Source organism: Stenotrophomonas sp. HITSZ_GD, from assembly GCF_029543105.1.
GTDB lineage: Bacteria > Pseudomonadota > Gammaproteobacteria > Xanthomonadales > Xanthomonadaceae > Stenotrophomonas_A.
On sequence record NZ_JARQXB010000010.1, the window covers coordinates 17,881 to 43,823 of the forward strand.

A 25,943-nucleotide genomic window follows, 5' to 3' on the forward strand; every position below is an offset into this window, starting at 1 on the left:
CCAACCCGGCGTCCCGAACGCACAAGGCCGCCCGGAGGCGGCCTTGCACATCAGGTCTTCCAGGCGTTGGCCCGGTCAGCCGCGCTCGGCATCCAGCTGCTTGCGGATCTGCGCATCCACCGCGGCGATCGCGGTCATGTTCATCACCCGGCGCGACGTCGCGCTGGTGGTGAGGATGTGCACCGGCTTGGAAATACCCATCAGGATGGGACCGATCGCCACGCCGTCGGTGAACACGCGCACCAGGTTGTAGGCGATGTTCGCCGCTTCCAGGTTCGGCAGCACGAACAGGTTGGCGCGGCCCTTGAGCGTGCTGTTGGGCATGATCTTCTGCCGCAGCGCCTCGTCCCAGGCGGTGTCGCCCTGCATCTCGCCGTCGATGTTGAGCTTGGGATTGCGCTTGAGCAGCAGCTCGCGCACTTCGCGCATCTTCAACGCATCGCGCGAGGTGTGGCTGCCGAAGTTCGAATGCGAGAGCAGCGCGATGGCCGGCTCGATGCCGAACAGCTTCAGGCGGTAGGCCGCCTGCAGCGTGGCTTCGGCGATCTGCTCGGCCGTGGGGTCTTCCTGCACGTGGGTATCGACGAAGAAGAACGCACCCTGCTGGTTGATCACGCCGGTCATCGCCGAGGTCGAGCTCACGCGCGGCTCCAGCGGGATCACGCTGCGCACGTAGCCGAGCTTCTTGTGGAAGCGGCCCACCACGCCGGTCAGCATCGCATCGGCCTCGCCGCGCGCCACCATCACCGCGGCGATCAGCGTGGGCCGCGAGCGCATCAGTTCCTTGGCCGCGCTCACCGTCACGCCGCGGCGTTCGGTCAGGCGGTGGTAGTACTGCCAATAATCGTTGAAGCGCGGATCGTCGAGGACGTTGGTGATCTCGAAATCCTCGCCGGCTTTCATGCGCAGGCCCATGCGCGCGATGCGGGTCTCGATCACGTCCGGGCGGCCGATCAGGATCGGGAAGGCCAGGCCCTCGTCGACCACGTTCTGCACCGCGCGCAGCACCACTTCCTCCTCACCCTCGGCATACACCACGCGCTGCTTGTCCGCGCGCGCGGCGTCGTACACCGGCTTCATCATCAGGCTGGTGCGGTAGACAAACTGGCTCAGCCGCTCGCGGTAGGCCGCCATGTCGGCGATCGGCCGCGTGGCCACGCCCGAATCCATCGCCGCCTGCGCCACCGCCGAGGAGAGCTCCACCAGCAGGCGCGGGTCGAGCGGGCGCGGAATCAGGTAATCGGGGCCGAAGCTCGGGGTTTCGCCGCCATACGCGGCACCCAGGTCCGAGGCCTCGCGGCGCGCCAGCGCGGCGATGGCGCGCACGCAGGCGATCTTCATCTCCTCGTTGATCGAGGTCGAGCCCACGTCCAGCGCCCCGCGGAACAGGTACGGGAAGCACAGCACGTTGTTGATCTGGTTCGGGAAGTCCGAACGGCCCGTGCCGATGATCGCGTCCGGGCGCACCGCGCGCGCGGCCTCGGGCATGATCTCCGGGTTCGGGTTGGCCAGCGCGAAGATCACCGGGTTCGGCGCCATGGTGGCGACCATTTCCGGGGTCAGGATGCCGGCGGCCGAGAGGCCCAGGAAGATGTCCGCGCCATCCACGATCTCGGCCAGCGTGCGCTTGTCGGTATCGCGCGCGTACCGCGCCTTTTCCGGGTCCAGGTCGGTGCGGCCGGTGTGCAGCACGCCGTCGCGGTCGTAGGCCAGGATGTTCTCCGGTTTCAGGCCCAGCGAGACGAGCATGTTCACGCAGGAGATGCCCGCTGCGCCCATGCCGGTGGTGGCCAGCTTGACCTCGCCGATCTTCTTGCCGGTGATCTCCATCGCGTTGATCACCGCCGCGCCGACGATGATCGCCGTGCCGTGCTGGTCGTCATGGAACACCGGGATGTTCATGCGCTCGCGCAGCTTGCGCTCGACGATGAAGCATTCCGGCGCCTTGATGTCTTCCAGGTTGATGCCGCCGAAGGTCGGCTCCAGCGAGGCGATGATGTCGACCAGCTTCTCGGGGTCCTGCTCGTTGACCTCGATGTCGAACACGTCGATGCCGGCGAACTTCTGGAACAGCACGCCCTTGCCTTCCATCACCGGCTTGCCGGCGAGCGGGCCGATGTTGCCCAGGCCCAGCACGGCGGTGCCGTTGGAGATCACCGCCACCAGGTTGCCGCGGGCGGTCAGCTCGCTGGCCTGCTGCGGGTCCTCGACGATGGCCTGGCAGGCGAAGGCGACGCCCGGCGAATAGGCCAGCGACAGGTCGCGCTGGGTCAGCATGGGCTTGGTCGCGATGACCTTGATCTTGCCCGCCGGGGCCATGCGGTGGTAGTCGAGGGCGGCGTTCTTGAACTCGTCGTTGGACATCGAGATTTCTGCGTGATCGAAAAGCGCGGGCGCGGCGCGAGGGGGTCGATTCTAACTCCACGGGGTGACAGGCAGGCTGTCGCGCAGCTGTCGGCGGGGCCGCGGAGCGATGCTGCAATGCGGCGCGGCCGCGCCCTGCAAGGGTCGCGGCCGGCCGGAAAACACGTCAATCCGGGCTCTTCTCGTCGACGGGGACGAAGGCCGCGGCCAGCGCGGGCGGTGCGGCGTAAGGGTCTTCGCCCTGGTCGAGCACGCGTGCGAGCTGCTCGCGGTCCAGCGCGTTCTCCCAGCGCGAGACCACCACCGTGGCCACCGCGTTGCCGATGAAGTTGGTCAGCGAGCGGCATTCGCTCATGAAGCGGTCCACGCCCAGGATCAGCGCCATGCCCGCCACCGGCACCTCCGGCACCACCGACAGCGTCGCGGCCAGGGTGATGAAGCCGGCGCCGGTCACGCCCGCCGCGCCCTTGGAGCTGAGCATCGCCACCAGCAGCAGGGTGATCTGGTGGCCCAGCGTCAGTTCGGTGTTGGTGGCCTGGGCGATGAACAGCGCCGCCAGCGTCATGTAGATGTTGGTGCCGTCCAGGTTGAACGAGTAGCCGGTCGGCACGACCAGGCCCACCACCGACTTGCTGCAGCCGGCCTTTTCCATCTTCTCCATCAGCGAGGGCAACGCCGATTCGGAGGACGAGGTGCCCAGCACCAGCAGCAGCTCGGCCTTGAGGTAGCGGATCAGCTTGATCACCGAGAACCCGCACAGCCGCGCCACCAGGCCCAGGATGAGCAGCACGAACAGCAGCGAGCTGATGTAGAACGAGCCCACCAGCCAGGCCAGGTTGATCAGCGAGGCCACGCCGTACTTGCCGATGGTGAAGGCGATCGCGCCGAACGCGCCGATCGGCGCGGCGCGCATGAGGATGTGCACCAGCCGGAACACCGGCGCGGTCAGCGCTTCCAGGAAGGTCTGGATCGGCTTGCCGCGCTCGCCCACCATCGCCAGGGCGATGCCGAACAGCACGGCCACGAACAGCGTCTGCAGAATGTTGCCGTCCACGAACGCGCTCACCAGCGTGCTCGGGATGATGTCCATCAGGAAGCCGACCAGCGTCAGGTCGTGCGACTTCTCCACGTAGCTGTGCACGGCCGTCTGGTCCAGATCGGCCACGTTGACGTTCATGCCCGCGCCCGGCTGCACGACGTGCGCGACGATCATGCCGATCACCAGCGCCAGCGTGGAGAAGAACAGGAAGTACGTCATCGCCTTGGCGAACACGCGCCCGACGGTCCGCAACTGGGTCATGCCGGCGATGCCGGTGACGATGGTCAGGAAGATGACCGGGGTGATGATCATCTTCACCAGCTTGATGAAGGCGTCACCCAGCGGCTTGAGCGATTCGCCCAGCGCCGGCTCGTAGTGGCCCAGGATGGCGCCCAGCACGATCGCCACGACGACCTGGAAATACAGCTGCCGGTACAGCGGCAGCTTCGGGGGAGGGGTATGCGGACCAGGGGTCGTGGCGATGTGCATGGCGAAACTCCAGCGGACGGCGCGCCGGTTGGCACGCCTGCGGCGCACTTTTTAGCCCAGTGGCGGGGTCGTGGCGGATAACCTATTGGTACTAGATCGCCGTTCCGTCACGCGACACCCTCCTAGAATCAACATTCCGGCACACCGGCCGTTATCTGGATGCATCCGTATCGCATCCGCAGGCCGCCCCCGCCGCCGGTTGTCCTCCATCACGAAAGATTTTGCCGCCATGAAGCCAACCGCCCTGTTTTCCGCCCTTGCCGCCACCGTGTGCCTGGGGACCCTGCCCGCCGTGGCTGCCGCCGCCGATTTCGACAACTGGCCCACCAAGTACACCTTCGCCGATGGCACCGAGCTGGCCGGCACGCTCAACTTCGCCTACGACGACAACGATTTCTCCGGCGACGACCGCCTGGAGGATGACAACGGCATGCGCCGCCGCGAGTTCGGCGCCACGCTGAAGAAGAAGGGCGTGTACGACGCCATGGTGTACTTCGACTTCGAGGCCCACACCTGGCTGGACGTGTTCGTGCGCATGGAGACCAAGGCGCTGTTCGGCAGCGACTTCGGCCGCATCCGCGTGGGCTACATGAAGACTCCCGTGGGCCTGGACGGCAACACCAGCTCGCGCGCCACCAGCTTCATGGAAGTGGCCCTGCCCGTGCAGGCGTTCTACGCCGGCCGCCGCACCGGCGTGGAGTGGACCTTTGAGCAGCCCCAATACTTCCTGCAGGCCGGCGCGTACGGCGGCAAGGACCTGCAGGGCGACAACCCCGGCACCATGCAGGCCGTGCGCGGCGTGTGGACGCCGATCAAGGCCAGTGGCGATGTGCTGCACCTGGGCCTGTCGGCCTCGGTGGAGAACCCGCGCGGCTACCACAATGGCCGCGACGAGCACTTCGACCCGAGCGGCCGCCTGCGCGCGCGCCCGGAAGCCGGCCTGACCGACATCCGCCTGGTGGATTCGGGCAGCCTCACCCCGGTGGACCAGATCCGCCGCGCCGGTTTCGAAGGCATCTGGATCCACGGCCCGTTCTCGCTGCAGGGCGAGGCACTGCAGGCCAAGATCACCCGCGACAACGGCCTTTCGGACTACAGCGCCAACGGCCAATACCTCTACGGCAGCTGGATCCTCACCGGCGAAACCCGTCCCTACGCCGCCGGCGCGGTGGCCAACGTCAAGCCTGCGCACAACTACGGCGCGGTGGAGTTGCTGGCGCGCTACAGCCGGCTGGACCTGCAGGACAACGGCATCGACGGCGGCCGCCAGCACGACTGGACCTTCGGCGCGAACTGGTACCTCACCAGCCACTTCAAGTTCCAGGCCAACTACGTGAAGGCCGACGCGAGCCGCCGCGGCATCCACACCACGCCGGACATCTGGGAGCTGCGCGCGCAGGTGATGTTCTAAGCGCCCTGCACCACTCCCCCCGATGCGCCGGCGCGCCCGGCTACCTCGCGTAGCCCGGGCGCACCGGCGCCTGTCTATATAGTGGCGGCCAGCCTCCGCCCGCCCCGCCCCGCCGCATGCCGCTCGCGCGCCGTCCCCGCCTGTTCCTGATCCTGCTGCTGGTCATCGGCGGCATGCTGCTGGCGATGGCGGCGGCCTCGCACTTCGCCGAGCGCCGCGCGTTGCAGGAAGAGAGTGCCAGCGTGCGTCGCCAGCTGGATCTCTATGCACAGGCGTTGCAGCAGCGCATCGACCGCTATCGCACGTTGCCGCAGGTGCTGGCGCTGGACCCGGAGCTGCGCTCGGCGGTGGATCGGCCCCTGGACGCGGCGGATGTCGCCCATCTCAACGCCAAGCTCGAAGATGCCAACCGCATCACTCAGTCTTCCACGCTGACGCTGATCGACCGCCGCGGCCGCGCCCTGGCCGCGAGCAACTGGCGCGACCCGCGCAGCAATGTCGGCGTCGATTACAGCTTCCGGCCCTATGTGCAGCAGGCGCTGGCCCGGGGCAGCGGCCGCTTCTACGGCATCGGCGTGACCACCGGCGAGCCGGGTTACTTCCTGTCCCAGGCGTTGCACGACGACGCCGGCCAGGTGAGCGGCATCATCGTCATCAAGATCGCGCTGGCCGCCCTGGAGCGCGAATGGCTGCAGACACCGGACATCGTGCTCGCCTCCGATGCGCACGACGTGGTGTTCCTCGCCAGCCGGCCGGAATGGCGCTACCGCGTGCTCGACCCGCTCGATGTGCGCGAACGCGCCGAGCTCGATGCCACCCGCCAGTACGCCGGCCAGGTCCTGCTGCCCCTGCATGCGCGCTTCCGCCCGGCTAACGCCCCGGGCAGCCGCCTGGCGCACGTGGACGAACCGGCCATCGCCTCGCCCGTGTTGTGGCAGACGCTGGAAGTGCCGGAAACCGGCTGGCGCCTGCATCTGCTGCATGAAATCACCGGCGCGGTGGCCGCCAGCCGCAGTGCCGCCCTGGCCGCCGGTGGCAGCTGGCTGGCGCTCTCGCTGCTGGTGCTGTTCGTCGAGCAGCGCCGCCGCTTGGCCGCCCTGCGCCAGCGCAGCCGGCGCGAGCTGGAAGCGGTGCTGCAACAGCACGCGCACGAACTGCGCACCGCGCAGGACGGCATCGTGCAGGCCGCGCAGGGCGCCGACAGCGGCCTGAGCCGCAGCCTGGAACACCTGCCGCAGGGCGTGGTCATCATCGATGCCGACCTCAACCTGGTGGCCTGGAACCAGCGTTACGTCGACCTATTCCGCTTCCCCACCGAGCTGCTGCGCATCGGCACGCCCATCGAGCAGTTGTTTCGCTTCAACGCGCGCCGCGGCCTGCTCGGCCCCGGCCCGGTGGAAGAAGCCATCGCCCGGCGCCTGGAACACCTGCGTAGCGGCCGGCCGCACTTGCGCGAGAGCGAGAAGGACGATGGCACCGTGCTGGAGATCCGCGGCAATCCGTTGCCCGATGGGGGCTTCGTCACCAGCTACGCCGACATCACCAGCTACAAGAACGCCGCGCGCGAGCTGCGCTCAATGGCCGATGCGCTGGAGCACCGCATCGTCGAGCGCACGCGCGACCTGGAAGAAGCGCGGCACGAAGCGGAAAACGCCAACCGCTACAAGACCCGCTTCGTCGCCGCCGCCGTGCACGACCTGCTGCAGCCGTTGAACGCGGCGCGCATGTTTGTCTCGGCCCTGCGCGGCCACCTGCACGAGCCGGCCAGCCGCCAGGTGGCCGACAACATCGAAGGCGCGCTGGCCGCCCAGGACGCCATCCTCGCCAGCCTGCTGGACATCTCGCGCATGGAATCGGGCCAGTTGCAGGCCAACCCGCGCGACTTCGCCGTGCAGGGCCTGCTCGACGCGCTGCTGCGCGAGTTCGGCATCCTGGCGAACGATCGCGGGCTGGCGCTGCGCGGCGTGGCCACCACCGCCATCGTGCGCAGCGACGAAGCACTGCTGCGGCGCATCCTGCAGAACTTCCTGTCCAACGCCGTGCGCTACACGCGCCGCGGCCGCATCCTGGTGGGGTGCCGCCGCGAGGCGGGCGCGCTGCGCATCGAAGTGCACGACCAGGGCCCGGGCATTCCGGAGAGCCGCCAGCAGGAAATCTTCGAGGAATTCCGCCGCCTGGACGATGGCGACCAGCGCGGCGCCGGGCTCGGGCTGGCGATCGTCGAGCGCATCGGCCGGGTGCTTGGCCACCGCATCGGCCTGCGTTCGCGGCTGGGGCACGGCAGCGTGTTCTGGGTGCGCGTGCCGCTGGGCGACCCGGCCGCGGTGGCGCCCGCCGCGCCCACGCCGGCGCTCGAACTGGACGACGACCGCCTGCGCGGCTGCCGCGTGTGGAGCGTGGACGACGATCCGCGCGTATGCGAAGCCACGCGCACGCTGCTGGCACGCTGGGGCTGCGCGGTCGGATTCGCCGGCGGGCCGCAGGCCGCGCTGGAGGCGGCGTCGCCCGGCACCGCGCCGCAATTGCTGCTGCTGGATGTGCGCATGGCGCCGCTGCACGGGCCGGACGTGTATCGCCAGTTGTGCGAGCGGTGGCAGGCCACGCCGGGGGTGATCCTGGTCAGCGCGGAGGCCGACGAAGCGCTGCGCGCCGATGCGATCGCGCAGGGATGGGGCTTCCTCGCCAAGCCGGTGCGCCCCCCGGCGCTGCGCGCCCTCATGACCCAGATGCTGCTGCGCCAGCGCTGAGGCCTATACCAGCAGGCGCAAGCGCCCCGCATCGAAATGGTGCAGGCACAGCTTGAGCGGAAGGCCGCGCGCGTCCAGCGCCAGCACGCAGACCCGCAGCGACAACGACGCGTCGGCAAGGTCGGCGAGCGCGTCGGGCAGCTCGCCGCCGGCCTCCACCCAGGCGTGGCGACGGCTGGCCGCGGCGATGCCCGCCTGCCGCAACGCGGTGCCCAAGGCGTGGCCGCGGACCATCCGCGCCCCGACATCAGTGAACGCGCCGGCCGGCAACCAGGCTTCGGTACGCGCCCACAGCTGTTCGCCGCCCGCCACGTCGTAGACCAGGTGCAGCAGCGGACCGGGCAGGTGGCAAGGCGTGCGCGCCTGCAAGGCCGGGGGCAGCCCGGCCACCGTCGTGCAGGCCCGCAGCGTGCTCCGCGCCTGCACGCCGAGGTCGTGCAGGTGTTCGGGCAGGAACGTGCAGGCCGCCAGCGGCAGTGGCAGGCGCGGTGCGGCCACCCGCCTGCCGTGCGCGCGCAGCAGGCCTTCGGCGCGCAGCCAGTCCAGGCTCTTGCGCACGGTGTGGCGATGCACGCCAAACCGCTCGGCCAGCCGCAAGGCGGCGGGCAACGGCCGGCCATCGCGCCAGTACCCCTGGCGGATCTCCGTTGCCAGGATCGCGGCGATGCGCCGCCACTGCGTGCCTTCCGTCACCGCCCGCTTGCTGGACACGTGCTGCGCTCCCTGCCTCGACCCGGCCAGCCTTGGCGATCGGCGCGCGCTTGTCAGCCGCGAAACTGCATCGGTGCGGCGGCGCTCACGGCGCGCTTTCCGGCTCCAGCGCCTTCACCAGCACCGCCGCCTGGGTGCGGCTGTAGCAATCGAGCTTCTTGAGGATGGCGGTGACGTGCACCTTCACCGTGTTCTCGGCCAGGCCCAGTTGGTGGGCGATCTGCTTGTTGAGCAGGCCGTCGGCCAGGCACAGCAGCACGCGGAACTGCTGCGGGGTGAGCTGGGCGAGGCGGGCGGCGAGGTGCGCGTCGGCCTCGGAGCGCTCCACCTGCATCGGCGGGAAGGCACTGCCGCCCTCCAGCACGGTGGCCACGGCGGTGGCGATGGCCTCCGGCGGCGCCGACTTGGAGATGAAGCCGGCCGCGCCGAACTGCTGCGCGCGGCGGATCACCCGCGGATGATCGTTGGAGGAGATCACCACCACCGGCACGTCCGGGTATTCGCCGCGCACGTGCAGCAATGCGGAAAAGCCGCGCGCGCCCGGCATGGCCAGATCGAGCAGGACCAGGTCGGCATCCGGGTGCTGGCCCAGCGTCTGCCCGAGCGTGGCGGCGCTGGCGGCTTCCAGCATGCGCGCTTCCGGCAGCGCCTCGCGCAGGACATGGATGACCGCCGCGCGGAACAGCGGATGGTCGTCGGCGACAAGCAGGGTGGGTCCGGACATGGCGGACAGTCTGACATGCCCGCCCGCGCGGCATCAGCCGGTGGACGTGGGCCGGGTGTCGAAGCCGCTCAGCCGGTCCATGCGGATGCGGTTGGCGAACAGCGAGAACGCCAGCATGCCCGCCAACCCGCTGGCCCGGCTCACCCAGCGCGGCAGCCAGCGCGGCGGCGCCAGCACGCCGGCCTCGAACAGCGGCGCGAACGGAGCCACATCCTCCAGCGCCATCTTGCCGGCGAACAGCCAGCGGCACAGGCGCAGCTCGTCGCGCTGCAGCGCCTGGCGGAAGAACGTGTGCACGCCCACCAGCCCGCGCAGGTACACGGTGTCCTTGGTGAAGGCATGGCCGCCGGTCGGCGGCACGCCACGGAACACGCGCTGGGCGGAGGCGAAACTTTCCTCGGCGTTCTGCCCGGCCTGGCGGAAATAGTCGAACACCTGGATGAAGTCGGCGCCTTCGCGCGCCATCGCCACCGCCTCGATGCGCAGGCTGATGCGCTTCATCCGCTCGATGTCGATGCTGCCGGTGATCTGCTCGGCGAAGGTCGCCAGCCCTTCCTGGGTGGCGGTCACGCGCGGGGAGGACAGCGCCAGGCTCGGCAGGTGCACCTGCTCGCGGCCGTTGAGCGCGGTGAGCGAATGCACCAGGGCCTCGTGGTGGAACAGCTGAGCGCGGTCGTAGTCGCTGAACAGCGCACCGCTGCGCAGGCGGATGCGGTGCGCGCCGGCCGCGGCCTTGGCGATCAGGTCCGGGTCCAGCTCGACGGTGATCAGGCGCGCGTCGAAGAAGTCGTCCAGGTCGCCCTGCAGTTGCAGCTGCAAGGCGGTGGCCGACACCGGCACCTGCTCTTCGGGCGCGAGCAGCTCGCTGTCCAGCTCTTGCGCGATCTGGATGAAGTGCCGCGCCGCTTCGCGCGTGCTCGGGCCCTGGCCGGGCATCGGGTCGTCGGGCAGGCCGAACAGCTGCGCCGAATATTCGCCCGCCGCCGCGGTGCCGAGCGATTCCAGCAACGCCGCCGCCAGGTCCCAGCTGTGGATGGACGCGCGCAGATACGCGCCGAGCGGATACTGCGGGTCGGCCTGCGCGGCGATGGCCGCCAGCTCGCGCCGCACCGCGCTGAAATCGAGCTTGGGATAGGCCACTTGCGGGAGCCGTGGCCGGCCCAGCGTCACGCTTTCCAGGAACGGCGCCTGCAGTGACGAGGGCCAGCTGGTCAGCCCGAGCAGGCGGATGCCGCGCACCGCCGCGACCATCCGCGCGTCGAGCGCGGCGTGCCGGGCAAGCGTGGCATCGGGCGCACTCACCGGCGCCGCTTCTCGTCCGGGCGCTTGCCCGGTCCCTTGCCCGGTCCGCGCGTTTCGGCCTTCTGCGCCAGCCGCGTGGCGAGCTTGTCGGCGGCGCCGGCCACCTCGTCGCGCAGCTTGAGGTAATTGGCCAGGCGCGCGGGGTCCAGGTCGCCGCGCTCGATCGCCGCGCGCACGGCGCAGCCGGGTTCCGCGCCGTGCGAGCAATCGCGGAAGCGGCATTGCGCGGCCAGCGCCTCGATGTCGGCGAAGCCGCCATCGGCCAGGTCTTCCTCGCCGGTGGGCTTGAGTTCGCGCATGCCGGGCGTGTCGATCACGCACGCGCCGCTCGGCAGCGTCATCAGCGAGCGGAACGTGGTGGTGTGGCGGCCGCGCGAATCGCTGTCGCGCACCGCGCCGGTACGCATGCGCTCTTCGCCCAGCAGCGTGTTGGTGAGCGTGGACTTGCCCGCGCCCGAGGAGCCGACCAGCACCACGGTGCTGCCCGGCCCCAGCCACGGCAGCAACGATGACACGCTGTGCGGATCGCGCGCATTGACGGCGCGCACCGCGACCCGCTGCGCGGCCAGTTCGACCAGCGCGGCGACCGCGCCGGGTACGTCGGTGGCGGTATCGGCCTTGGTCAGCACCACCACCGGTTCGGCGCCGCCGCTGCCCACCAGCAGCCGATAGCGTTCGATGCGGCGCGGGTTGAAGTCCGCATCCAGGCCGCAGACGATGAACACTGCATCGATGTTCGCCGCGATCACCTGTTGCTGGTAATGCTCGCCGGCCGCGCCGCGCTTGATGGCGGTGCGCCGCGGCAATAGCGCGACGATGCGCTTGCCTTCCAGCAGCACCCAGTCGCCGACCGCGGCGCGCTCGTGCGCCGGCGCATGGCCTTTCTTGAAACCCGGGGGGCGCTGCCACTCCGCCGGCGATTCGGCCTTGATGGCCGCCTCCGGCGCGTCGGCCACCACGTAGCCGGAACGGTGCTGCTCGATCACGCGCGCCGGTCGCGCGGCCGGATGGGCGTCCAGCAGGGCCTGCCAGGCCGGCTCGGCGGGCGGGCCCGGCCAGGGCCAGCCGATCACGCGCAGGGCGTCGAAGTCGGGAGAAGCATCGGTCATCCGCCGATTCTAGGCGCTGGCCGCGCCGCAGTCGCCGGGGCCGGGCGCCCCCGATGCCCACACCGAGCCGGCAAGCCCTCGCCACGCATGGACTTTATGCCCTTCCGCACTGCCGCAATTGGGCTACCATGCGGTTTCCACGCCCTGTCGGCCCACCCACCACCGCCATGTCCAATCCACCGCTGAAGCCGCTCGCCATCCGCGAGCGCCTGTCCGAAGTCCGCTACGAGATCCGGGGCGAACTGGCGCGGCGAGCTAGGGACCTGGAGGCGCAGGGCCGCAAGCTGATCAAGCTCAACATCGGCAACCCCGGCGCGTTCGGCTTCCGTGCACCGGAGCACCTGCAGCGCGCCATCGCCGACGACATGGGCCGCACGGACCCCTACACCCACCAGCAGGGCCTGCCGGTGGCGCGCGAGGCGATCGCCGAATACTACGACCGCCGCCAGTATCCGGATGCCCATCCGGACCGCATCTTCGTCGGCAACGGCGTCAGCGAGCTGATCGACCTGGCCCTGCGCGCCCTGCTCAACCCGGGCGACGAAGTGCTGGTGCCCTCGCCGGACTACCCGCTGTGGTCGGCCTCCACCATCCTCAACGACGGCCGCCCGGTGTACTACCGCTGCGCGCCGGAAAACGGCTTCCAGCCCGACCCGGTGGAGATCGAGGCGCTGGTGTCCTCGCGCACCCGCGCCATCGTGCTGATCAACCCGAACAACCCCAGCGGCGCCAGCTATTCGCGCGAGCTGCTGGAGAAGATCGTCGCGGTGGCGCGCAAGCATGACCTGCTGCTGCTGGTGGACGAGATCTACGACCAGATCCTCTACGACGACGCCACGTTCCACCCGGTCGCCCCGCTGGCCGGCGACCACCCGTGCGTGACCTTCAGCGGCCTGTCCAAGGTGCACCGCGCCTGCGGCTGGCGCGTGGGCTGGGCGCTGCTTTCCGGCGCGGCCGAGCGCGTGCACGATTTCCGCAACGCGCTGGACCTGCTCGGCGCATTGCGCCTGTGCGCCAACGTGCCCGGGCAATACGCCATCGTCGCGGCCGTCAACGGCGTGGATACCATCTCCGAACTCACCGCACCGGGCGGCCGCCTGTACGAGACCCGCCGCGCGGTGATCGAGGCGTGCGAGGCCAGCGAACACCTGTCGCTGGTGAAGCCGGCCGGCGCGCTGTACGCCTTCCCGGCCGTGGTGGGGCATGCGGCGCGCGGCTTCGACGACCACGCCTTTGCGCTGGACCTGATGAATGAGGAAGGCGTGCTGGTGGTGCCGGGATCGAGCTTCAACGTGCCGTACCGCAACCATTTCCGCGTCACCCTGTTGCCGGAGGCCGCGGTGATGCGCGACGTGTTCGCGCGTATCGACCGCGCCCTGGCGCGCCGCGCCGAGGACGCGCAGAAAGTGGTGCCGCTGAAGCCGCGCAGCGCGGCATGAGCGCGGCCGCGCGCTTTCTCGCGCTGGGCGACTCCTACACCATCGGCGAAGGCGTGCCCGAAGACGGGCGCTGGCCGGCGCAGCTGGCCGCGCGGCTGAGTGCCGAAGGCTTCGCGCTGGACGCACCGCACTACATCGCCACCACCGGCTGGACCACCGACGAGTTGCAGGCCGGCATCGCCGCCGCCGCCCCGGTGGGCCCGTATGCGCTGGTCAGCCTCGCCATCGGCGTGAACAACCAGTACCGCGGCTGGCCGCTGGATACGTATCGCGCGCAGTTCGGCGAGCTGCTCGACCAGGCGATCGGATTCGCGGGAGGCCGCGCGTCGCGCGTGGTGGTGGTATCGATCCCCGATTGGGGCCGTACCCCCTTCGCCCGCCAGCAGGGCCGCGATGCGGACGTGGTGGCGCGCGAGATCGACGCGTTCAATGCGGCCGCCGCCGACGTCTGCGCGCAGCGAGGGGTGGCGTTCGTCGAGATCACCGCGGCCAGCCGTGCGCAGGCCGAGGATATCGCCATGCTCGCCGACGACGGGCTGCACCCTTCCGCCGCGATGTACGCGCACTGGGCACGGCAGGCGCTGCCACCGGCGCGGCGCGCGCTTTCCGCCTGAGCGCCGGCGCGCATGGAGGCCGCCTCCCCGCCGCAAGGCATGCCGCGCGAACACGCGCGGGCCATCGCGCGGGCCTTCCTGCCGGCGCGGCGCTGGGGCAACCGCTACGACTATCACTACGTGCAGGCCAAGCTGCGCAGCGATCCGTTGTACCCGGGCGTGATCGCGATCCTGCGCGACACCCCGTGGCCAGTGCTGGACCTGGGGTGCGGGCTGGGCCTGCTCGCCCACGCGCTGCGCGCCGCGCGGCATGCGCCGGCCTACCTGGGCGTGGACATCGATACGGCCAAGCTCGCGCGCGCCGAGCGCGCGGCGGGCGTCGCCGCGCTGCGGCAAGTGGCCTTCGCGCCACTCGACCTCACCGGCCAGTTGCCGCCGCACGCGGGCAGCGTGGCGCTGCTCGATGTTCTGCAATACCTGCCCGCCAAGCGACAGCAGGCGCTGCTCGCCAACGCCGCGGCGCGGCTGGCGGCGGGCGCGCCGCTGGTGATCCGCACGCCGCTGGCCGGCGATCATTCCCGCGGCCGGCTGACCCGCATCGCCGACCGCCTGGGCCATCTCAGCGGCTGGATGCGTACCGCGCCGCGCGATTACCCCAGCCGCGAGGGCCTGCTGGCCGCGCTCTCATCGCTGGGCCTGCGGGGCGAATGCACGCCGCTGTACGGCACCACGCCGTTCAACAACTGGCTGGTGGTCGCGCGGCGCGCCTAGGCGCAAGGGGCTTGCCCACGCGATAGGCCGACTGCTGGCGCGGGTGGACGCGGGCCGATGCCGATCCGCCGCGGCACTCAGTCCGCCGACGCCCCCGGCAGTACCGCCTTCAACCCACGCGCGTCCAGTTCGGCCAGCACGCCGCGCAGGATCGCCGGGTTGTGGCCGTGCGCGGCGCCTTCGTGCAGCAGCACGATCGCGCCGGGTTCGAGATCGCGCGCAATGCGCGACACCGTCTGCACCGGTTCGCAGTCCACGCCGTCGAAGCCGCGCGCGGTCCAGGCCACGCGGCGCAGGCCATGCGCATGCAGCGGCCCGGCGACGAATGGATTGGTCATGCCCACCACCGAGCGGTACCAGCGCGGCGGCGTGCCGGCGATGTCGGTGAGCGCACGCTGCGCCTGGCCGATCTCGCGCGCCATCGCCTTGGGGCCCAACGCCCAGAACCAGGCCTGCGGATGGGTGTCGCTGTGGTTGCCCAGGTCGTGGCCGCGCCGCAGGATCTCGCGCACCAGCGCCGGCTGGCGTGCCGCGCGCTCGCCCACCAGGAAGAAGGTGGCCTGGGCGTCGTGGGCGTCGAGCAGGTCGAGCATTGCCACGGTGTCCTGCGACGGGCCATCGTCGATGGTCAGCCACACGGCCGGGCCTTCGCCGGGCCGGCGCCGCACCACCGGCGCATACAGCCCGGAGCGCGGCAGGAACACCTGCCCCATGAAGTAGGCGTGGCTGAGCACCATGGCGGGCAGGCCGGCCTGCCAGCCGAAGCGCCACCACAGCCAGGCCACCAGCAACTGCGAGGCGGCCAGCGCCCACGCCCAACGGTGGCGGGGCCGCGCGGGGCGGTGCGTGTCGGGGCGATACAGTGTTTCCGGCGCAGTCATGCCGGCATGATCGCACGCCGGTAGAATGAGCGGTCCCACCTTTGCCGGCCGTTCCCGATGTCCCTCGACCCCGCCCTGCGCTCGCGCATCGAATCGCTGCTCCAATCCAACCGCGTCGTCCTGTTCATGAAGGGCCAGCCCGGCATGCCGCAGTGCGGCTTCTCGGCCAAGGCGGTGGGCGTGCTGGACGGCCTGGGCGTGGAGTACGCGCACGTCAACGTGCTGGCCGACCAGGACATCCGCGAAGGCATCAAGGCCTACGGCGACTGGCCGACCATTCCGCAGCTGTACATCGACGGCGAACTGGTCGGTGGCAGCGACATCATCGAGCAGCTGGCCAACAGCGGCGAGCTGAGCGGCCTGCTCGGCCTGCAGGCCCCGGACCGCACCCCGCCGAAGATCACCATCACCCCGGCGGCGGTGGAGATGCTCAAGGGCGCGCTGGCCGATGCCCCGGGCGCTTCGCTGGCGCTGTCGATCAACGCGCAGTTCCAGCCGAACTTCCAGCTGGTGCCGACCGATCCCAACGCCATCGCCGCCGAGTCCAACGGCCTGCGCGTGCAGTTCGACCTGTCCAGCGCGCGCCGCGCCGAGGGCGTGACCATCGATTGGGTGGACGACATCCGCGGCCGCGGCCTGGCGATCGACAACCCCAATGCGCCCAAGCCGGTGCAGGAGCTGGCGGTGCGCGAGGCGGCCGACCAGGTGAAGGCCGGCAGCGTGATCCTGGTGGATGTGCGCCCGGCCGACGAGCGCGCCATCGCATCGGTCAACGTGCCGTTCCGCCACTTCGACGGCAACGGCCGCGCCGATCTGGAAGCACTGCCGAAGGACACCGCCCTCGCGTTCCTGTGCCACCACGGTGGCCGCAGCCTGCAGGCCGCCGAGCAGTTCCGTGCGCAGGGCTTCACCCGCGTCTACAACGTCACCGGCGGCATCGATGCCTGGTCGGACGAGGTGGACGGCAGCGTGCCGAAGTACTGAGGCGCGCCCGCCTTGCCGCAAAGAGAAAACGCCGCGCAAGCGGCGTTTTTTCATGGGCGGCCCGGATGCCGGGGACTGCCGGTGCGCGCGGTCAGCCGGCAAAGCCGCCTTCGTCGAGGAACCGCTGCTCCTCGGCGGTCGTCTCCCGCCCCAGCACCGCGTTGCGATGCGGGAAACGGCCGAAGCGGGCAATGATGTCCTGGTGCAGCAGCGCCCACTTGTCCGCGTCCGCTTCCGGCAAGCCCTGGTGCAGTTCCACCGAGCGCGCCTGCTCGGCCGCGTCCTCGCTGTGCTCGAACGGCAAGTAGAAGAACATCCGAAGCGAAGGCGCCACGTCGTAGTCGAAGCCCGCCGCCACCGCGCGCTTGGCGTAATGCAGCGCCAGGCCATCGGTGGCGTAGGCGTGCGCGCTATCGCGGAAGGCGTTGCGCGGGAACTGGTCGAGCAGGATCAGCAGCGCCAGCGCGCCATCGGCGCTGTCCATCCAGTCCTCGTGCTCGCGCCGCGCGGCGGCGTGGTGCGCGTCGAGGAAATGGCTACGGAAATTGGCGTCGAACGATTCGTTGCGACCGAACCAGCGCTCGGGCCCCGCGCTCTGCCAGAATTCCAGCACTTCGGCGATCTGCTTGGCGGTCTGCGAACGGGGCATCGCGGGCTCCGGAAAGGGAAGAATGCGCCCAGCATGCCCGCCGTGGCGTTAGCACGCTGCCTACACCCCGCCCCCCGGGTCTTGGCAACCCGGCGGCTCTGCACTAGCGTGCGGGCACGCTTATCGCTTTTCCGGGGATTCTGATGCGCCACCTCTTGCTGTCCGGCCTGGCCGGCGTGCTGTTGTGCGGCCCGGCTGCCGCCGCGCCGCGTTTCGTCGACGATCCGTATCCGAGCACCTACAAGCCGTTGGCCTCGGTGCCCGTGCTGATCGAGCATGCCACCGTACTCACCGGCACCGGCGAGCGGCTGGACGATGCCGACGTGCTGCTGGCCGATGGCCGCGTGCAGGCGGTGGGCCGCGCCCTGGCCGCGCCCGCCAACGCGCAGCGCGTGGACGGCCATGGCAAGTGGGTGACCCCGGGCATCATCGACATCCACTCGCACCTGGGCGTGTATCCCCGCCCCGGGGTGAAGGCGCACAGCGACGGCAACGAGATGACCGCGCCGGTGACGCCCAACGTATGGGCCGAGCATTCCATCTGGCCGCAAGACCCGGGCTTCCTCACCGCGCTGGCCGGCGGCATCACCTCGCTGCAGGTGCTGCCGGGGTCGGCGAACCTGATCGGCGGCCGCGGCGTCACCTTGAAGAACGTGCCGGCCACCACTTACCAGGCGATGAAGTTCCCCGGCGCGCCGTGGGGCCTGAAGATGGCCTGCGGCGAGAACCCCAAGCGCGTCTACGGCGAGAAGGGCGGCCCGGCCACGCGCATGGGCAATGTGGCCGGCTACCGCGCCGCCTTCATCGATGCGGCCGAATACCTGCGCAAGAACGCTCCCAAGCAGTCCACCCCGGAGAAGAAGCACTGGTGGAGCAAGTCCGGCGAGGCGGACAGCGGCGGCGACAGCGGCGGCAAGCGCGACCTCAAGCTGGACACGCTCGCCGGCGCGATCAACGGCGACATCCGCGTGCACATCCACTGCTACCGCGCCGACGAGATGGCCACGATGCTGGATCTGTCCAAGGAATTCGGCTTCCACATCGCCGCGTTCCACCACGCGGTGGAGGCTTACAAGATCGGCGACCGGCTGGCCGCGGAGAACGTGTGCGCCGGCATGTGGGCCGACTGGTGGGGCTTCAAGATGGAGGCCTTCGATGGCATCCAAGAGAACATCGCGCTGGTCGACCGCGTGCCGAAGAGCTGCGCCATCGTGCATTCGGACTCGGAGGAAGGCATCCAGCGCCTCAACCAGGAGGCCGCCAAGGCGATGGGCACCGCGCGCCGCGCCGGCATCGAGATACCGCCCGAGCACGCCATCGTCTGGCTTACCGCCAACGCCGCCAAGGCGCTGGGCATCGAGAAGCAGACCGGCACGCTGGAGGCCGGCAAGATGGGCGATGTGGTGGTATGGAACGGCAGCCCCTTCAGCAGCTATGCGCTTGCCGAGCAGGTGTACATCGACGGCGCGGAGGTCTATGACCGCCACCAGCCGCGCTTGCAGCCCACTTCGGACTTCATGCTCGGCCAGGAGGTGACGCCGTGAACCGCCTGTCCACCCTGCTGCTCGCCACCGCCGCGTGGCTCGCCGGCCCCGCCGCCGCGCAGGACCTGCTCGTGCGCGACGCCACCGTGCACACCGCCACCGCCCAGGGCACGCTGCAGCACGCGGACGTGCTGATACAGGGCGGCACCATCCGCGCGATCGGCCCCGGCCTTGCCGCGCCCGCCGGAGCGGTGGTGGTCGAGGCACGCGGCCGTGCGCTGACGCCGGCGCTGTTCGGTGGCATCACCGAGATCGGCATCGAGGAAGTCTCCGGCGAGGAGGAGACCGTCGACAGCGGCCTCAAGCTGCACGAGCAGCCGATGCGTCCGGAATTCGACGTCACCCTCGCCTACAACCCGGATTCGGTACTGGTGCCGGTGGCACGCGTGGAAGGCATCGGCTTCACCGCGCTGGGCGCCACCACCGACGGCGCCTTCATCGCCGGCCAGGGCGGCATCGTGCGCCTGGACGGCAGCGCCGACCCCATCGGCCCGCGCGCCTTGTTCATCCGCATCGGCGCCGCGGCCGCCGAGCTCACCGGCAACTCGCGCGCGGCGCAGTGGATGCTGCTCGACCAGCTGGTGGACGAGGCGCGCAACCGCGTGCCGCTGGATTCGCCGCACGCGCTGCTCACGCCCGCCGGGCGCGCGACGCTGGCCCACTACCTCGCCGGCAACGGCCGCATCGTGGTGCAGGTCGAGCGCGCGGCGGACATCCGCCAGCTGGTGCGCTGGGCGCAGCGCGAGAAGGTGCGCCTCGCCATCGCCGGCGGCAGCGAGGCATGGAAGGTCGCCCCGCTGCTGGCACAGGCGCAGGTGCCGGTGCTGGTGGATGCGCTGGCGGACCTGCCGGCGAACTTCGACCAGGTCGGCGCGACGCTGGAGAACGCCGCGCGCCTGCACGCCGCGGGCGTGGCGGTGAGCTTCAGCCAGTCCAACGACGCCTCGCACAACGCGCGCAAGCTGCGCCAGCTGGCCGGCAACGCGGTGGCCCATGGGCTGCCGTGGGAGGCCGGATTGGCAGGCATGACCCGCGTGCCGGCGGAAATCTTCGGCGTATCGGCGCAGATCGGCAGCATCGCCGTGGGCAAGCGCGCCGACCTGGTGCTATGGGACGGCGACCCGCTCGACGTGGCGCACTACGCCGAGCAGGTGTGGCTGGGCGGGCGCGCGATGCCGATGCGTTCGCGCCAGACCGAGCTGCGCGACCGCTACCTGGGCGCGCCGGGTGCACTGCCGCGCGCGTATTCGCACTGATCGACGAACCGGAAGCCCTCCATGCGCCTGTTTGCTCCGCTGATCCTGTCCACCTTGCTCGCGCCGCTCGCCCTGCCGTCGCGGGCGGCCGAGGCTGCCGCCGCGCCCGCGCCCGCGGCATCCATCGCACCCGCTGCTGCAGAAGCCGGGCTGCGCCGTGCCGAAGCGTTGGGCGAACGCCTGCTGCGGCTGGACCGCGCGGCCTGGGTGGCCAGTGACGCGCTGATGGCCGCGCAGCGCGGGCGTGGCGATGCGCGCGTGCGCGGATGGATCACGGTGGAGCGCGCGGATGGCATCGACGTGGTGTTCGTGGATGCGACGCCCGCCGCGCTGTATCGCGTACCGATTGACGCCGATGGCCATCCCGCCGGGCCCGTGGACGATGCGCCCCCGCCGCTTTCGGCAGCCGAGGTCGCGCAGGCGCAGGCGCGCGCGATCGCGCTGGCGGCGGCCCCGCCCTCGTGCTCGGGCCTGTACAACCCGGTCCTGATCCCGGGCGACGCCGACGACGATTGGGTGGTGTACGTGATCCCGGGCACGCAGGACAACGCAGTGCTCCCGTTGGGCGGCGCTTGGCGATACGAGGTCCGCGCCGGACAGATCGTCATGCGCCGGCCGTTCACCAATAGCTGCATCGCGCTGGACAACCGGGGCGATGGCGATAGCAAGGCCTTCATCGTCAGCCACCTGCTTGACGATATCCCTACCGAGATCCATGTGTTCTGGTCGCTGTGGTCGGGCAAGTCGCTGTTCGTCACGACGCAATCGGGCGTCTGGTCCATCGAGCAAGGCAAGATCAGCGCCGTGAAGGACGACGACAAGCCCGCTACCCTACCGGCCAAACCCTGACCGGAACCGCGCATGGCCGCCCCGCACCCGCACTGGTATTTCGACTTCGTCTCGCCGTTCTCCTACCTGCACTGGCAGAAGCTGCGGCGCCTGCCGCAGGCCCGCGACATCGTGCCGGTGCCGATCCTGTTCGGCGCGGTGCTGGAGAAGCTCGGCACGCGTGGCCCGGCGGAGATCGAAGGCAAGCGGCTTTTCACCTACCGCAAGGTGCAGTGGCAGGCCGAACACGAAGGCGTGCCGCTGCGGTTCCCGCCCACCCACCCGTTCAATCCGCTGCCGGCGCTGCGGCTGTGCATCGCCGCCGGCACCACCATCCACGCCATCGACGCCATCTTCGACTGGCTGTGGCGCGATGGCCTGGCCGGCGACACCGCCGACGCCTTGCAGCCGCTGGCCCATGCCCTGGGCCTGGAGGCCGAGGCCGCAGCGGCGGACCCGGCGGTGAAGGCCCAGCTGCGCGCCAACACCGAGCAGGCCCTGGCGGCCGGCGTGTTCGGCGTGCCGACGCTGGAGATCGGCGGGGAACTGTTCTGGGGCAACGATGCCCACGGCCTGATGGAGACCGTGCTGGCCGACCCCGACTGGCTGCGGCGCGGCGAGGCCGGCCGCTTGGCCCACCTGCCCGTGGGCATCCGCCGGGGCGGCGCCTGACAGCCCTGTCAGGTTTCCCCGCTTACGCCGGACCCCATTTTTGGGATAGCTTTCACAAACCAGCATCAACGCACGCAACAGCCGGAGGGGGCAATGCGTATCGGCATCGTGGTGGATTCGGCTTGCGATCTGCCCGTGGACTTCATCGAAAAACACAACATCGTGCTGCTTCCGATCAGCGTGAGGATCGGCGAGGCGGTATTGGCCGACCACCGCGACGAGGAGGCCACGCTGAGCTTCCTGCAGGCGCATGTGGCCGAGCGCGGCCATGAGGCGGAAACCACGCCGTTCTCGGTCAACCAGATCCGCGACCTGTTCCTGGACCGGCTGGTCATCGACTACGACCACGTGTTCTGCCTGACCATCTCCAAGCTGCGCAGCCAGATCCACGAGAACGCGATGCAGGCCAGCTTCGCGATCCTCAACGACTACAAGCCGGTGCGCCAGGCCGCCGGGCACAACTCGCCGTTCGCGCTGCGGGTGATCGACACGCTCAACCTGTTCGCCGGCCAGGGCATCACCGCGGTGGAAGCGGTGCGCATGCGCGACGAGGGCGCCAACGTGGCGCAGATCCGTGCGCGGCTCGAGCAGCTGGCCGAGAACACCTATGGCTACATGATTCCACGCGACCTGTACTACCTGCGCAACCGCGCGCGCGCCAAGGGCGACCGCAGCGTGGGCCTGATCAGCGCCGCCCTGGGCAGCGCGCTGGATATCAAGCCGGTGCTGCGGGCCTACCGCGGCAACACCGAGCCGGTGGCCAAGCTCAAGGGCTTCGAGCCTTCGGTGCAGAAGCTGTTCGAATTCGCCGCGCGCAAGGTGCGCGAGGGCCTGATGACGCCGACCGTGTGCGTGGGCTATGGCGGCGAGCTGGCCGAACTGCGCGCCCTGCCCGGCTACACCGCGCTCAAGGATGCCTGCGCGGAGAAGAACGTGCAGATGCTCGAAAGCGTGATGAGCCTGACCGGCATGGTGAATGTCGGCAAGGGCGCGGTGGCCGTGGGCTTCGCCGCCGAGCCGCACACGTTCAGCGCCTGATGCCGGATCGTCACGCCGCCCACGCGGGCGGCGACGCTAGGCTTGGGCCATCCAACGAGGAACCCCGCAATGTCCGTGAGTTATTCGATCAGCCTTCCCGATCCCGCCCAGGCCCGTGGCAGCGAACCGAGCGTGAGCTTCAGCGCGCATGGCGCCGAGGCCTTCGCCGAGCAGCTGCGCGATGCCCTGGCCGACCCGGCCTGGTTCCAGCGCTGGCTGGCGCTGCAGCCGGATCCGGACGAGGTCGACCCGAGCATGGGCATCACCGATCCCTCGGCCACGGTCACCGGCCAGCAGGCCGACCTACGCATCAACCTGGTGGCGACCACGTCCATCCCCGGCGATATCCTCAAGCACCGCATGCACGTGCTGGCGGGGAAGCATTGGGAACTGCGCAACGTGCGCTAATAAGACCACGGACGCCGACGATTTCTGGTCGCGGCTGAAGCCGCTCCTACAACAGGAGCGGTCCTACCGTTCCGATGGGGTGGCCTCAGCCCTTTAAGGCTTTCGCATGCCACGCCACGTGGTCGCCGATAAAACTGGCGATGAAGTAATAGCTGTGGTCATACCCCGGCTGCATGCGGAGCGTCAGCGGGTGGTTCGCCGCCTCGGCCGCAGACTGCAGCAGCTGCGGGCGTAGCTGCCCTTCGAGGAACTCGTCCGCGCCGCCCTGGTCCACGAGCAGCGGCGTACGCGCATAGCCGTGCGCCAGCAGCGCGGTGGCGTCGTATTCCTGCCACGCCGCGCGGTCCTCGCCGAGATAGGCAGTGAACGCCTTCTCGCCCCACGGCACCTGGCTCGGCGCCACGATCGGAGAGAACGCCGAGATGCTGCGATAGCGCGAGGGATTGCGCAGGCCGATCACCAGCGCGCCATGCCCGCCCATCGAGTGGCCGCAAATGCCGCGCGCCTCGCTGGCCGGGAAGTTCGCCTCCACCAGCGCCGGCAACTCGTCCACGATGTAGTCATACATGCGGTAGTGCGACGCCCAGGGCGCCTGCGTGGCGTTGACGTAGAAACCCGCGCCCTTGCCCAGGTCGTAGCCCTCGGCATCGGCCACCTCATCGCCACGCGGGCTGGTATCCGGCGCGACGAGGATCACCCCATGCTCGGCCGCATACCGCTGCGCACCCGCCTTGGTGATGAAGTTCTGCTCGGTGCAGGTCAGGCCGGAGAGCCAGTACAGCACCGGCAGCTGGCCGCCTTGCGCCACTTGCGGCGGCAGGTAGACAGCGAAGCGCATGTCGCAGCCGAGCACCTCGGAACGGTGCTGCCACACTTCCTGGCGACCGCCGAAGCAGGCGTGTTGTTCGATGCGTTGCATGGCGGCGGCTCAGTAATGGATGACCGAGCGGATCGACTTGCCTCCATGCATCAGGTCAAAGGCGTCGTTGATGTCATCCAGCGGCATGGTGTGGGTGACGAAAGGCGCCAGTTCGATATCGCCCTTCATCGCGTCTTCCACCATGCCCGGCAGCTGCGAGCGCCCCTTCACCCCACCGAAGGCGGTGCCCTTCCAGGTGCGGCCGGTGACGAGCTGGAACGGACGGGTGGAAATCTCCTGGCCCGCGCCGGCCACGCCGATGATCACGCTCTGGCCCCAGCCGCGGTGCGCGCATTCCAGCGCCGCGCGCATCACGTTGACGTTGCCGATGCATTCGAAGGAATGGTCCACGCCCCAGCCGGTCATCTCCACGATCACCTGCTGGATGGGCTTGTCGTGGTCCTTCGGGTTGACGCAATCCGTCGCACCGAACTGCTTGGCGAGTTCGAACTTCGAGGGATTGGTATCGACGGCGATGATGCGTCCGGCCTTGGCCTGGCGCGCGCCCTGGATCACCGCCAGGCCGATACCCCCGAGGCCGAACACGGCCACGCTGTCGCCTTCGGCGACCTTGGCGGTGTTGTGCACCGCGCCGATGCCGGTGGTGACACCGCAGCCGAGCAGGCACACGTGTTCCGGGTTGGCTTGCGGATTGACCTTGGCCAGCGAGACTTCGGCGACCACGGTGTATTCGCTGAAGGTCGAGCAGCCCATGTAGTGGTAGATCGGCTCGCCGTTGTAGGAGAAGCGGCTGGTGCCATCGGGCATTACGCCCTTGCCCTGGGTGGCGCGCACGGCCACGCACAGGTTGGTCTTGCCGGACTTGCAGAACAGGCACTCGCCGCATTCGGCGGTGTAGAGCGGAATCACATGATCGCCCGGCTTGACGCTGGTGACGCCCTCGCCCACTTCGACCACCACGCCCGCCCCCTCGTGGCCGAGCACGACCGGGAACAGGCCTTCCGGGTCATCGCCGGAGAGGGTGAAGGCATCGGTGTGGCAGACGCCGGTGTGGGTGATCTTGATGAGGACTTCGCCGGCCTTGGGCGGGGCGACGTCGATCTCGACGATCTTCAGCGGCTGGCCGGGACCGAACGCGACGGCGGCACGGGATTTCATGAGGCTTCTCCTGCGGATGCGATGAAAGGGCAAGCGGGTGCGAAGGGCGCCCGGCTTATTTGAGATAGGAGCGGACGAGACCGAGCAGTTCCTGCACGCGCGCGCTGCGCTGCGCATCGGACTGGGCGGGCTGGCTGAAGTCTTCGCGGATGTGGGCTTCGAGCACTTCGGACATCAGGCCATTGACCGCACCGCGCAGCGCGGCGATCTGCTGCAGCACGGGGCCGCAGTCCGCGCCGGCTTCGAGCGCGCGCTCGAGGCCGTCGCACTGGCCACGGATGCGCCGCACGCGGGTGAGGACGCGCTTTTTTTCTTCGGGGGAGTGAGGCATGGGCGGGCCTGCCGGATACTGGGGGGCAGTATAGGGATTGGGTGGGGAATGGCAAGTCCGCCGGTCGCCGTGAAGCGCCACTCCCACCCGCCCACCATCCACCCGCTCGCGTCATGCCCGCTGCTTTTCCGGGCCGCTGGATGTCATGATCCGACAGCCCGGCAACCGAGTCGGGATACGTCGCGGAGTGCGACGCAGAAAAACCATTGGAGATTCACATGGACAGGAAAGCACGCGGCCTGGCGGCCCTCTTGATGCTGCTCGCGCCAGCGCTCGCCAGCGCGCAACCCGCGCCGCCCGCGCCGCCACCGCCTTTTTTCCATTACTACTACCCGGCGTGTTCGCAGGCGATACAGGCACTGCGTGCCGATGCGGAGCTGGGCGCGCTGTTGCAGCCGGTGCCCTCCTGGCGAACATGTGGCTGCGTGAGCCGACGCGTGGAGCAGGATCCCCGGCTCAAGCCGCTGGTAGCGCTGACCGACGAGGCCGAGGTCGAGGCGCGCCTGCAAGCAGAGCCACTGCGCACCTACGCGCCGGCGCGGATCATGGCCCTGCGATACGAGTGCTTTGCCGAGACCGTCAACGAAGCGCTGCGCGCGAAGGGATTGGATCCTGAAGGTGTAGGAGCGGACCCCGCGCCCTGAAGCTGTCCCC

24 protein-coding genes are annotated in these 25,943 nt (G+C 69.9%); 13 read left to right on the forward strand and 11 right to left on the reverse strand.

Annotated features, from left to right (window positions below; genetic code table 11):
• Nucleotides 1-75: 75 nt before the first annotated feature.
• Both P6166_RS11070 and P6166_RS11075 read right to left on the reverse strand, forming a co-directional pair.
• The gene (locus P6166_RS11070) at nt 76-2,364 is read right to left on the reverse strand and encodes an NADP-dependent malic enzyme (protein ID WP_277764519.1); all 2,289 of its coding nucleotides are present in this window, start codon (nt 2,362-2,364) and stop codon (nt 76-78) included.
• Nucleotides 2,365-2,530: 166 nt separating this feature from the next.
• Nucleotides 2,531-3,892, reverse strand: coding sequence for a dicarboxylate/amino acid:cation symporter (locus tag P6166_RS11075; RefSeq protein WP_277764520.1), 1,362 nt, complete (start codon nt 3,890-3,892; stop codon nt 2,531-2,533).
• Nucleotides 3,893-4,121: 229 nt separating this feature from the next.
• On the opposite strand from P6166_RS11075, the gene P6166_RS11080 reads away from it, so the two are divergent.
• Both P6166_RS11080 and P6166_RS11085 read left to right on the forward strand, forming a co-directional pair.
• Nucleotides 4,122-5,303 (forward strand): porin, encoded by a 1,182-nt coding sequence (locus P6166_RS11080; protein WP_277764521.1) that lies wholly within the window; start codon nt 4,122-4,124, stop codon nt 5,301-5,303.
• Nucleotides 5,304-5,419: 116 nt separating this feature from the next.
• Nucleotides 5,420-8,050, forward strand: coding sequence for a PAS-domain containing protein (locus P6166_RS11085; RefSeq protein WP_277764522.1), 2,631 nt, complete (start codon nt 5,420-5,422; stop codon nt 8,048-8,050).
• Between the two features lie 3 nt (nt 8,051-8,053).
• On the opposite strand, the gene P6166_RS11090 is transcribed toward P6166_RS11085, so the two are convergent.
• The 4 genes from P6166_RS11090 to rsgA form a co-directional block, all read right to left on the reverse strand.
• A complete protein-coding gene (locus P6166_RS11090; RefSeq protein ID WP_277764523.1) occupies nt 8,054-8,761 on the reverse strand; it encodes a GntR family transcriptional regulator in 708 nt (235 codons plus the stop codon).
• Nucleotides 8,762-8,846: 85 nt separating this feature from the next.
• A complete protein-coding gene (locus tag P6166_RS11095; protein WP_277764524.1) occupies nt 8,847-9,485 on the reverse strand; it encodes a response regulator transcription factor in 639 nt (212 codons plus the stop codon).
• 33 nt (nt 9,486-9,518) lie between these two features.
• The gene (locus P6166_RS11100) at nt 9,519-10,736 is read right to left on the reverse strand and encodes a flavohemoglobin expression-modulating QEGLA motif protein (protein WP_277764640.1); all 1,218 of its coding nucleotides are present in this window, start codon (nt 10,734-10,736) and stop codon (nt 9,519-9,521) included.
• 47 nt (nt 10,737-10,783) lie between these two features.
• Complete coding sequence (gene rsgA, locus P6166_RS11105) at nt 10,784-11,896, reverse strand: ribosome small subunit-dependent GTPase A (protein ID WP_277764525.1); 1,113 nt, start codon at nt 11,894-11,896, stop codon at nt 10,784-10,786.
• A gap of 167 nt (nt 11,897-12,063) precedes the next feature.
• Here rsgA and P6166_RS11110 point away from each other — a divergent pair, with 167 nt between their 5' ends.
• The 3 genes from P6166_RS11110 to P6166_RS11120 are packed head-to-tail and all read left to right on the forward strand — an operon-like array spanning nt 12,064 to nt 14,660.
• The gene (locus P6166_RS11110) at nt 12,064-13,335 is read left to right on the forward strand and encodes a pyridoxal phosphate-dependent aminotransferase (protein WP_277764526.1); all 1,272 of its coding nucleotides are present in this window, start codon (nt 12,064-12,066) and stop codon (nt 13,333-13,335) included.
• Complete coding sequence (locus P6166_RS11115; protein WP_277764527.1) at nt 13,332-13,949, forward strand: SGNH/GDSL hydrolase family protein; 618 nt, start codon at nt 13,332-13,334, stop codon at nt 13,947-13,949. Before P6166_RS11110 ends, P6166_RS11115 begins: the two co-directional genes overlap by 4 nt.
• Nucleotides 13,950-13,988: 39 nt before the next feature.
• Nucleotides 13,989-14,660, forward strand: a complete 672-nt coding sequence (locus P6166_RS11120) for a methyltransferase (protein ID WP_277764641.1) — start codon at nt 13,989-13,991, stop codon at nt 14,658-14,660.
• A 77-nt stretch (nt 14,661-14,737) separates the two neighbouring features.
• Here P6166_RS11120 and P6166_RS11125 read toward each other — a convergent pair whose 3' ends face one another.
• Complete coding sequence (locus tag P6166_RS11125) at nt 14,738-15,541, reverse strand: polysaccharide deacetylase family protein (protein ID WP_277764528.1); 804 nt, start codon at nt 15,539-15,541, stop codon at nt 14,738-14,740.
• 57 nt (nt 15,542-15,598) lie between these two features.
• Between P6166_RS11125 and grxD the strand changes: the two genes are divergently transcribed.
• A complete protein-coding gene (gene grxD / locus P6166_RS11130; RefSeq protein ID WP_277764529.1) occupies nt 15,599-16,525 on the forward strand; it encodes a Grx4 family monothiol glutaredoxin in 927 nt (308 codons plus the stop codon).
• A 91-nt stretch (nt 16,526-16,616) separates the two neighbouring features.
• Here the strand turns inward: grxD and P6166_RS11135 are convergent, their stop codons facing one another.
• Nucleotides 16,617-17,174 (reverse strand): DUF924 family protein, encoded by a 558-nt coding sequence (locus P6166_RS11135; RefSeq protein ID WP_277764530.1) that lies wholly within the window; start codon nt 17,172-17,174, stop codon nt 16,617-16,619.
• Between the two features lie 143 nt (nt 17,175-17,317).
• Here P6166_RS11135 and P6166_RS11140 point away from each other — a divergent pair, with 143 nt between their 5' ends.
• The 6 genes from P6166_RS11140 to P6166_RS11165 all read left to right on the forward strand — a co-directional run bounded on the left by P6166_RS11140 (nt 17,318) and on the right by P6166_RS11165 (nt 22,920).
• Nucleotides 17,318-18,718, forward strand: coding sequence for an amidohydrolase (locus P6166_RS11140; protein WP_277764531.1), 1,401 nt, complete (start codon nt 17,318-17,320; stop codon nt 18,716-18,718).
• Nucleotides 18,715-19,974: an amidohydrolase family protein gene (locus tag P6166_RS11145; RefSeq protein ID WP_277764532.1), complete on the forward strand. Its 1,260-nt coding sequence runs from the start codon at nt 18,715-18,717 to the stop codon at nt 19,972-19,974. The genes P6166_RS11140 and P6166_RS11145 overlap by 4 nt, the downstream gene beginning before the upstream one ends.
• Before the next feature lie 21 nt (nt 19,975-19,995).
• On the forward strand, nt 19,996-20,823 hold the full coding sequence (locus P6166_RS11150; protein ID WP_277764533.1) for a hypothetical protein: 828 nt from the start codon (nt 19,996-19,998) through the stop codon (nt 20,821-20,823).
• 12 nt (nt 20,824-20,835) lie between these two features.
• Nucleotides 20,836-21,474: a DsbA family protein gene (locus tag P6166_RS11155; protein WP_277764534.1), complete on the forward strand. Its 639-nt coding sequence runs from the start codon at nt 20,836-20,838 to the stop codon at nt 21,472-21,474.
• A 93-nt stretch (nt 21,475-21,567) separates the two neighbouring features.
• Entirely contained in the window at nt 21,568-22,512 is a 945-nt protein-coding gene (locus tag P6166_RS11160; protein ID WP_277764535.1) for a DegV family protein, read from the forward strand.
• 69 nt (nt 22,513-22,581) lie between these two features.
• The gene (locus tag P6166_RS11165; protein ID WP_277764536.1) at nt 22,582-22,920 is read left to right on the forward strand and encodes a hypothetical protein; all 339 of its coding nucleotides are present in this window, start codon (nt 22,582-22,584) and stop codon (nt 22,918-22,920) included.
• Between the two features lie 85 nt (nt 22,921-23,005).
• Here the strand turns inward: P6166_RS11165 and fghA are convergent, their stop codons facing one another.
• Genes fghA through frmR form a run of 3 tightly spaced genes read right to left on the reverse strand, consistent with a single transcriptional unit; the run spans nt 23,006 to nt 25,289 of the window.
• Complete coding sequence (gene fghA, locus P6166_RS11170) at nt 23,006-23,839, reverse strand: S-formylglutathione hydrolase (protein WP_277764537.1); 834 nt, start codon at nt 23,837-23,839, stop codon at nt 23,006-23,008.
• A gap of 9 nt (nt 23,840-23,848) precedes the next feature.
• Nucleotides 23,849-24,958 carry an S-(hydroxymethyl)glutathione dehydrogenase/class III alcohol dehydrogenase gene (locus P6166_RS11175; protein ID WP_277764538.1) on the reverse strand — a complete coding sequence of 370 codons (1,110 nt, stop codon included), beginning with the start codon at nt 24,956-24,958 and terminating at the stop codon, nt 23,849-23,851.
• Between the two features lie 55 nt (nt 24,959-25,013).
• A complete protein-coding gene (gene frmR / locus P6166_RS11180) occupies nt 25,014-25,289 on the reverse strand; it encodes a formaldehyde-responsive transcriptional repressor FrmR (RefSeq protein ID WP_277764539.1) in 276 nt (91 codons plus the stop codon).
• Between the two features lie 218 nt (nt 25,290-25,507).
• Here frmR and P6166_RS11185 point away from each other — a divergent pair, with 218 nt between their 5' ends.
• Nucleotides 25,508-25,933, forward strand: coding sequence for a hypothetical protein (locus P6166_RS11185; RefSeq protein WP_277764540.1), 426 nt, complete (start codon nt 25,508-25,510; stop codon nt 25,931-25,933).
• The last annotated feature ends 10 nt before the right edge of the window (nt 25,934-25,943 follow it).

Bases quoted from the DNA above. Each gene is read 5' to 3' on its own strand.
- P6166_RS11120 (WP_277764641.1), top strand. From the start codon at position 13,989: ATGCCGCGCGAACACGCGCGGGCCATCGCGCGGGCCTTCCTGCCGGCG.
- P6166_RS11100 (WP_277764640.1), bottom strand. From the start codon at position 10,736: ATGGTCGCGGCGGTGCGCGGCATCCGCCTGCTCGGGCTGACCAGCTGG.
- fghA (WP_277764537.1), bottom strand. From the start codon at position 23,839: ATGCAACGCATCGAACAACACGCCTGCTTCGGCGGTCGCCAGGAAGTG.
- P6166_RS11160 (WP_277764535.1), top strand. From the start codon at position 21,568: ATGCGTATCGGCATCGTGGTGGATTCGGCTTGCGATCTGCCCGTGGAC.
- P6166_RS11150 (WP_277764533.1), top strand. From the start codon at position 19,996: ATGCGCCTGTTTGCTCCGCTGATCCTGTCCACCTTGCTCGCGCCGCTC.
- P6166_RS11075 (WP_277764520.1), bottom strand. From the start codon at position 3,892: ATGCACATCGCCACGACCCCTGGTCCGCATACCCCTCCCCCGAAGCTG.
- P6166_RS11185 (WP_277764540.1), top strand. From the start codon at position 25,508: ATGGACAGGAAAGCACGCGGCCTGGCGGCCCTCTTGATGCTGCTCGCG.
- P6166_RS11175 (WP_277764538.1), bottom strand. From the start codon at position 24,958: ATGAAATCCCGTGCCGCCGTCGCGTTCGGTCCCGGCCAGCCGCTGAAG.
- P6166_RS11070 (WP_277764519.1), bottom strand. From the start codon at position 2,364: ATGTCCAACGACGAGTTCAAGAACGCCGCCCTCGACTACCACCGCATG.
- rsgA (WP_277764525.1), bottom strand. From the start codon at position 11,896: ATGACCGATGCTTCTCCCGACTTCGACGCCCTGCGCGTGATCGGCTGG.
- grxD (WP_277764529.1), top strand. From the start codon at position 15,599: ATGTCCCTCGACCCCGCCCTGCGCTCGCGCATCGAATCGCTGCTCCAA.
- P6166_RS11155 (WP_277764534.1), top strand. From the start codon at position 20,836: ATGGCCGCCCCGCACCCGCACTGGTATTTCGACTTCGTCTCGCCGTTC.
- P6166_RS11125 (WP_277764528.1), bottom strand. From the start codon at position 15,541: ATGACTGCGCCGGAAACACTGTATCGCCCCGACACGCACCGCCCCGCG.
- P6166_RS11165 (WP_277764536.1), top strand. From the start codon at position 22,582: ATGTCCGTGAGTTATTCGATCAGCCTTCCCGATCCCGCCCAGGCCCGT.
- P6166_RS11095 (WP_277764524.1), bottom strand. From the start codon at position 9,485: ATGTCCGGACCCACCCTGCTTGTCGCCGACGACCATCCGCTGTTCCGC.
- P6166_RS11085 (WP_277764522.1), top strand. From the start codon at position 5,420: ATGCCGCTCGCGCGCCGTCCCCGCCTGTTCCTGATCCTGCTGCTGGTC.
- P6166_RS11115 (WP_277764527.1), top strand. From the start codon at position 13,332: ATGAGCGCGGCCGCGCGCTTTCTCGCGCTGGGCGACTCCTACACCATC.
- P6166_RS11110 (WP_277764526.1), top strand. From the start codon at position 12,064: ATGTCCAATCCACCGCTGAAGCCGCTCGCCATCCGCGAGCGCCTGTCC.
- frmR (WP_277764539.1), bottom strand. From the start codon at position 25,289: ATGCCTCACTCCCCCGAAGAAAAAAAGCGCGTCCTCACCCGCGTGCGG.
- P6166_RS11080 (WP_277764521.1), top strand. From the start codon at position 4,122: ATGAAGCCAACCGCCCTGTTTTCCGCCCTTGCCGCCACCGTGTGCCTG.
- P6166_RS11135 (WP_277764530.1), bottom strand. From the start codon at position 17,174: ATGCCCCGTTCGCAGACCGCCAAGCAGATCGCCGAAGTGCTGGAATTC.
- P6166_RS11140 (WP_277764531.1), top strand. From the start codon at position 17,318: ATGCGCCACCTCTTGCTGTCCGGCCTGGCCGGCGTGCTGTTGTGCGGC.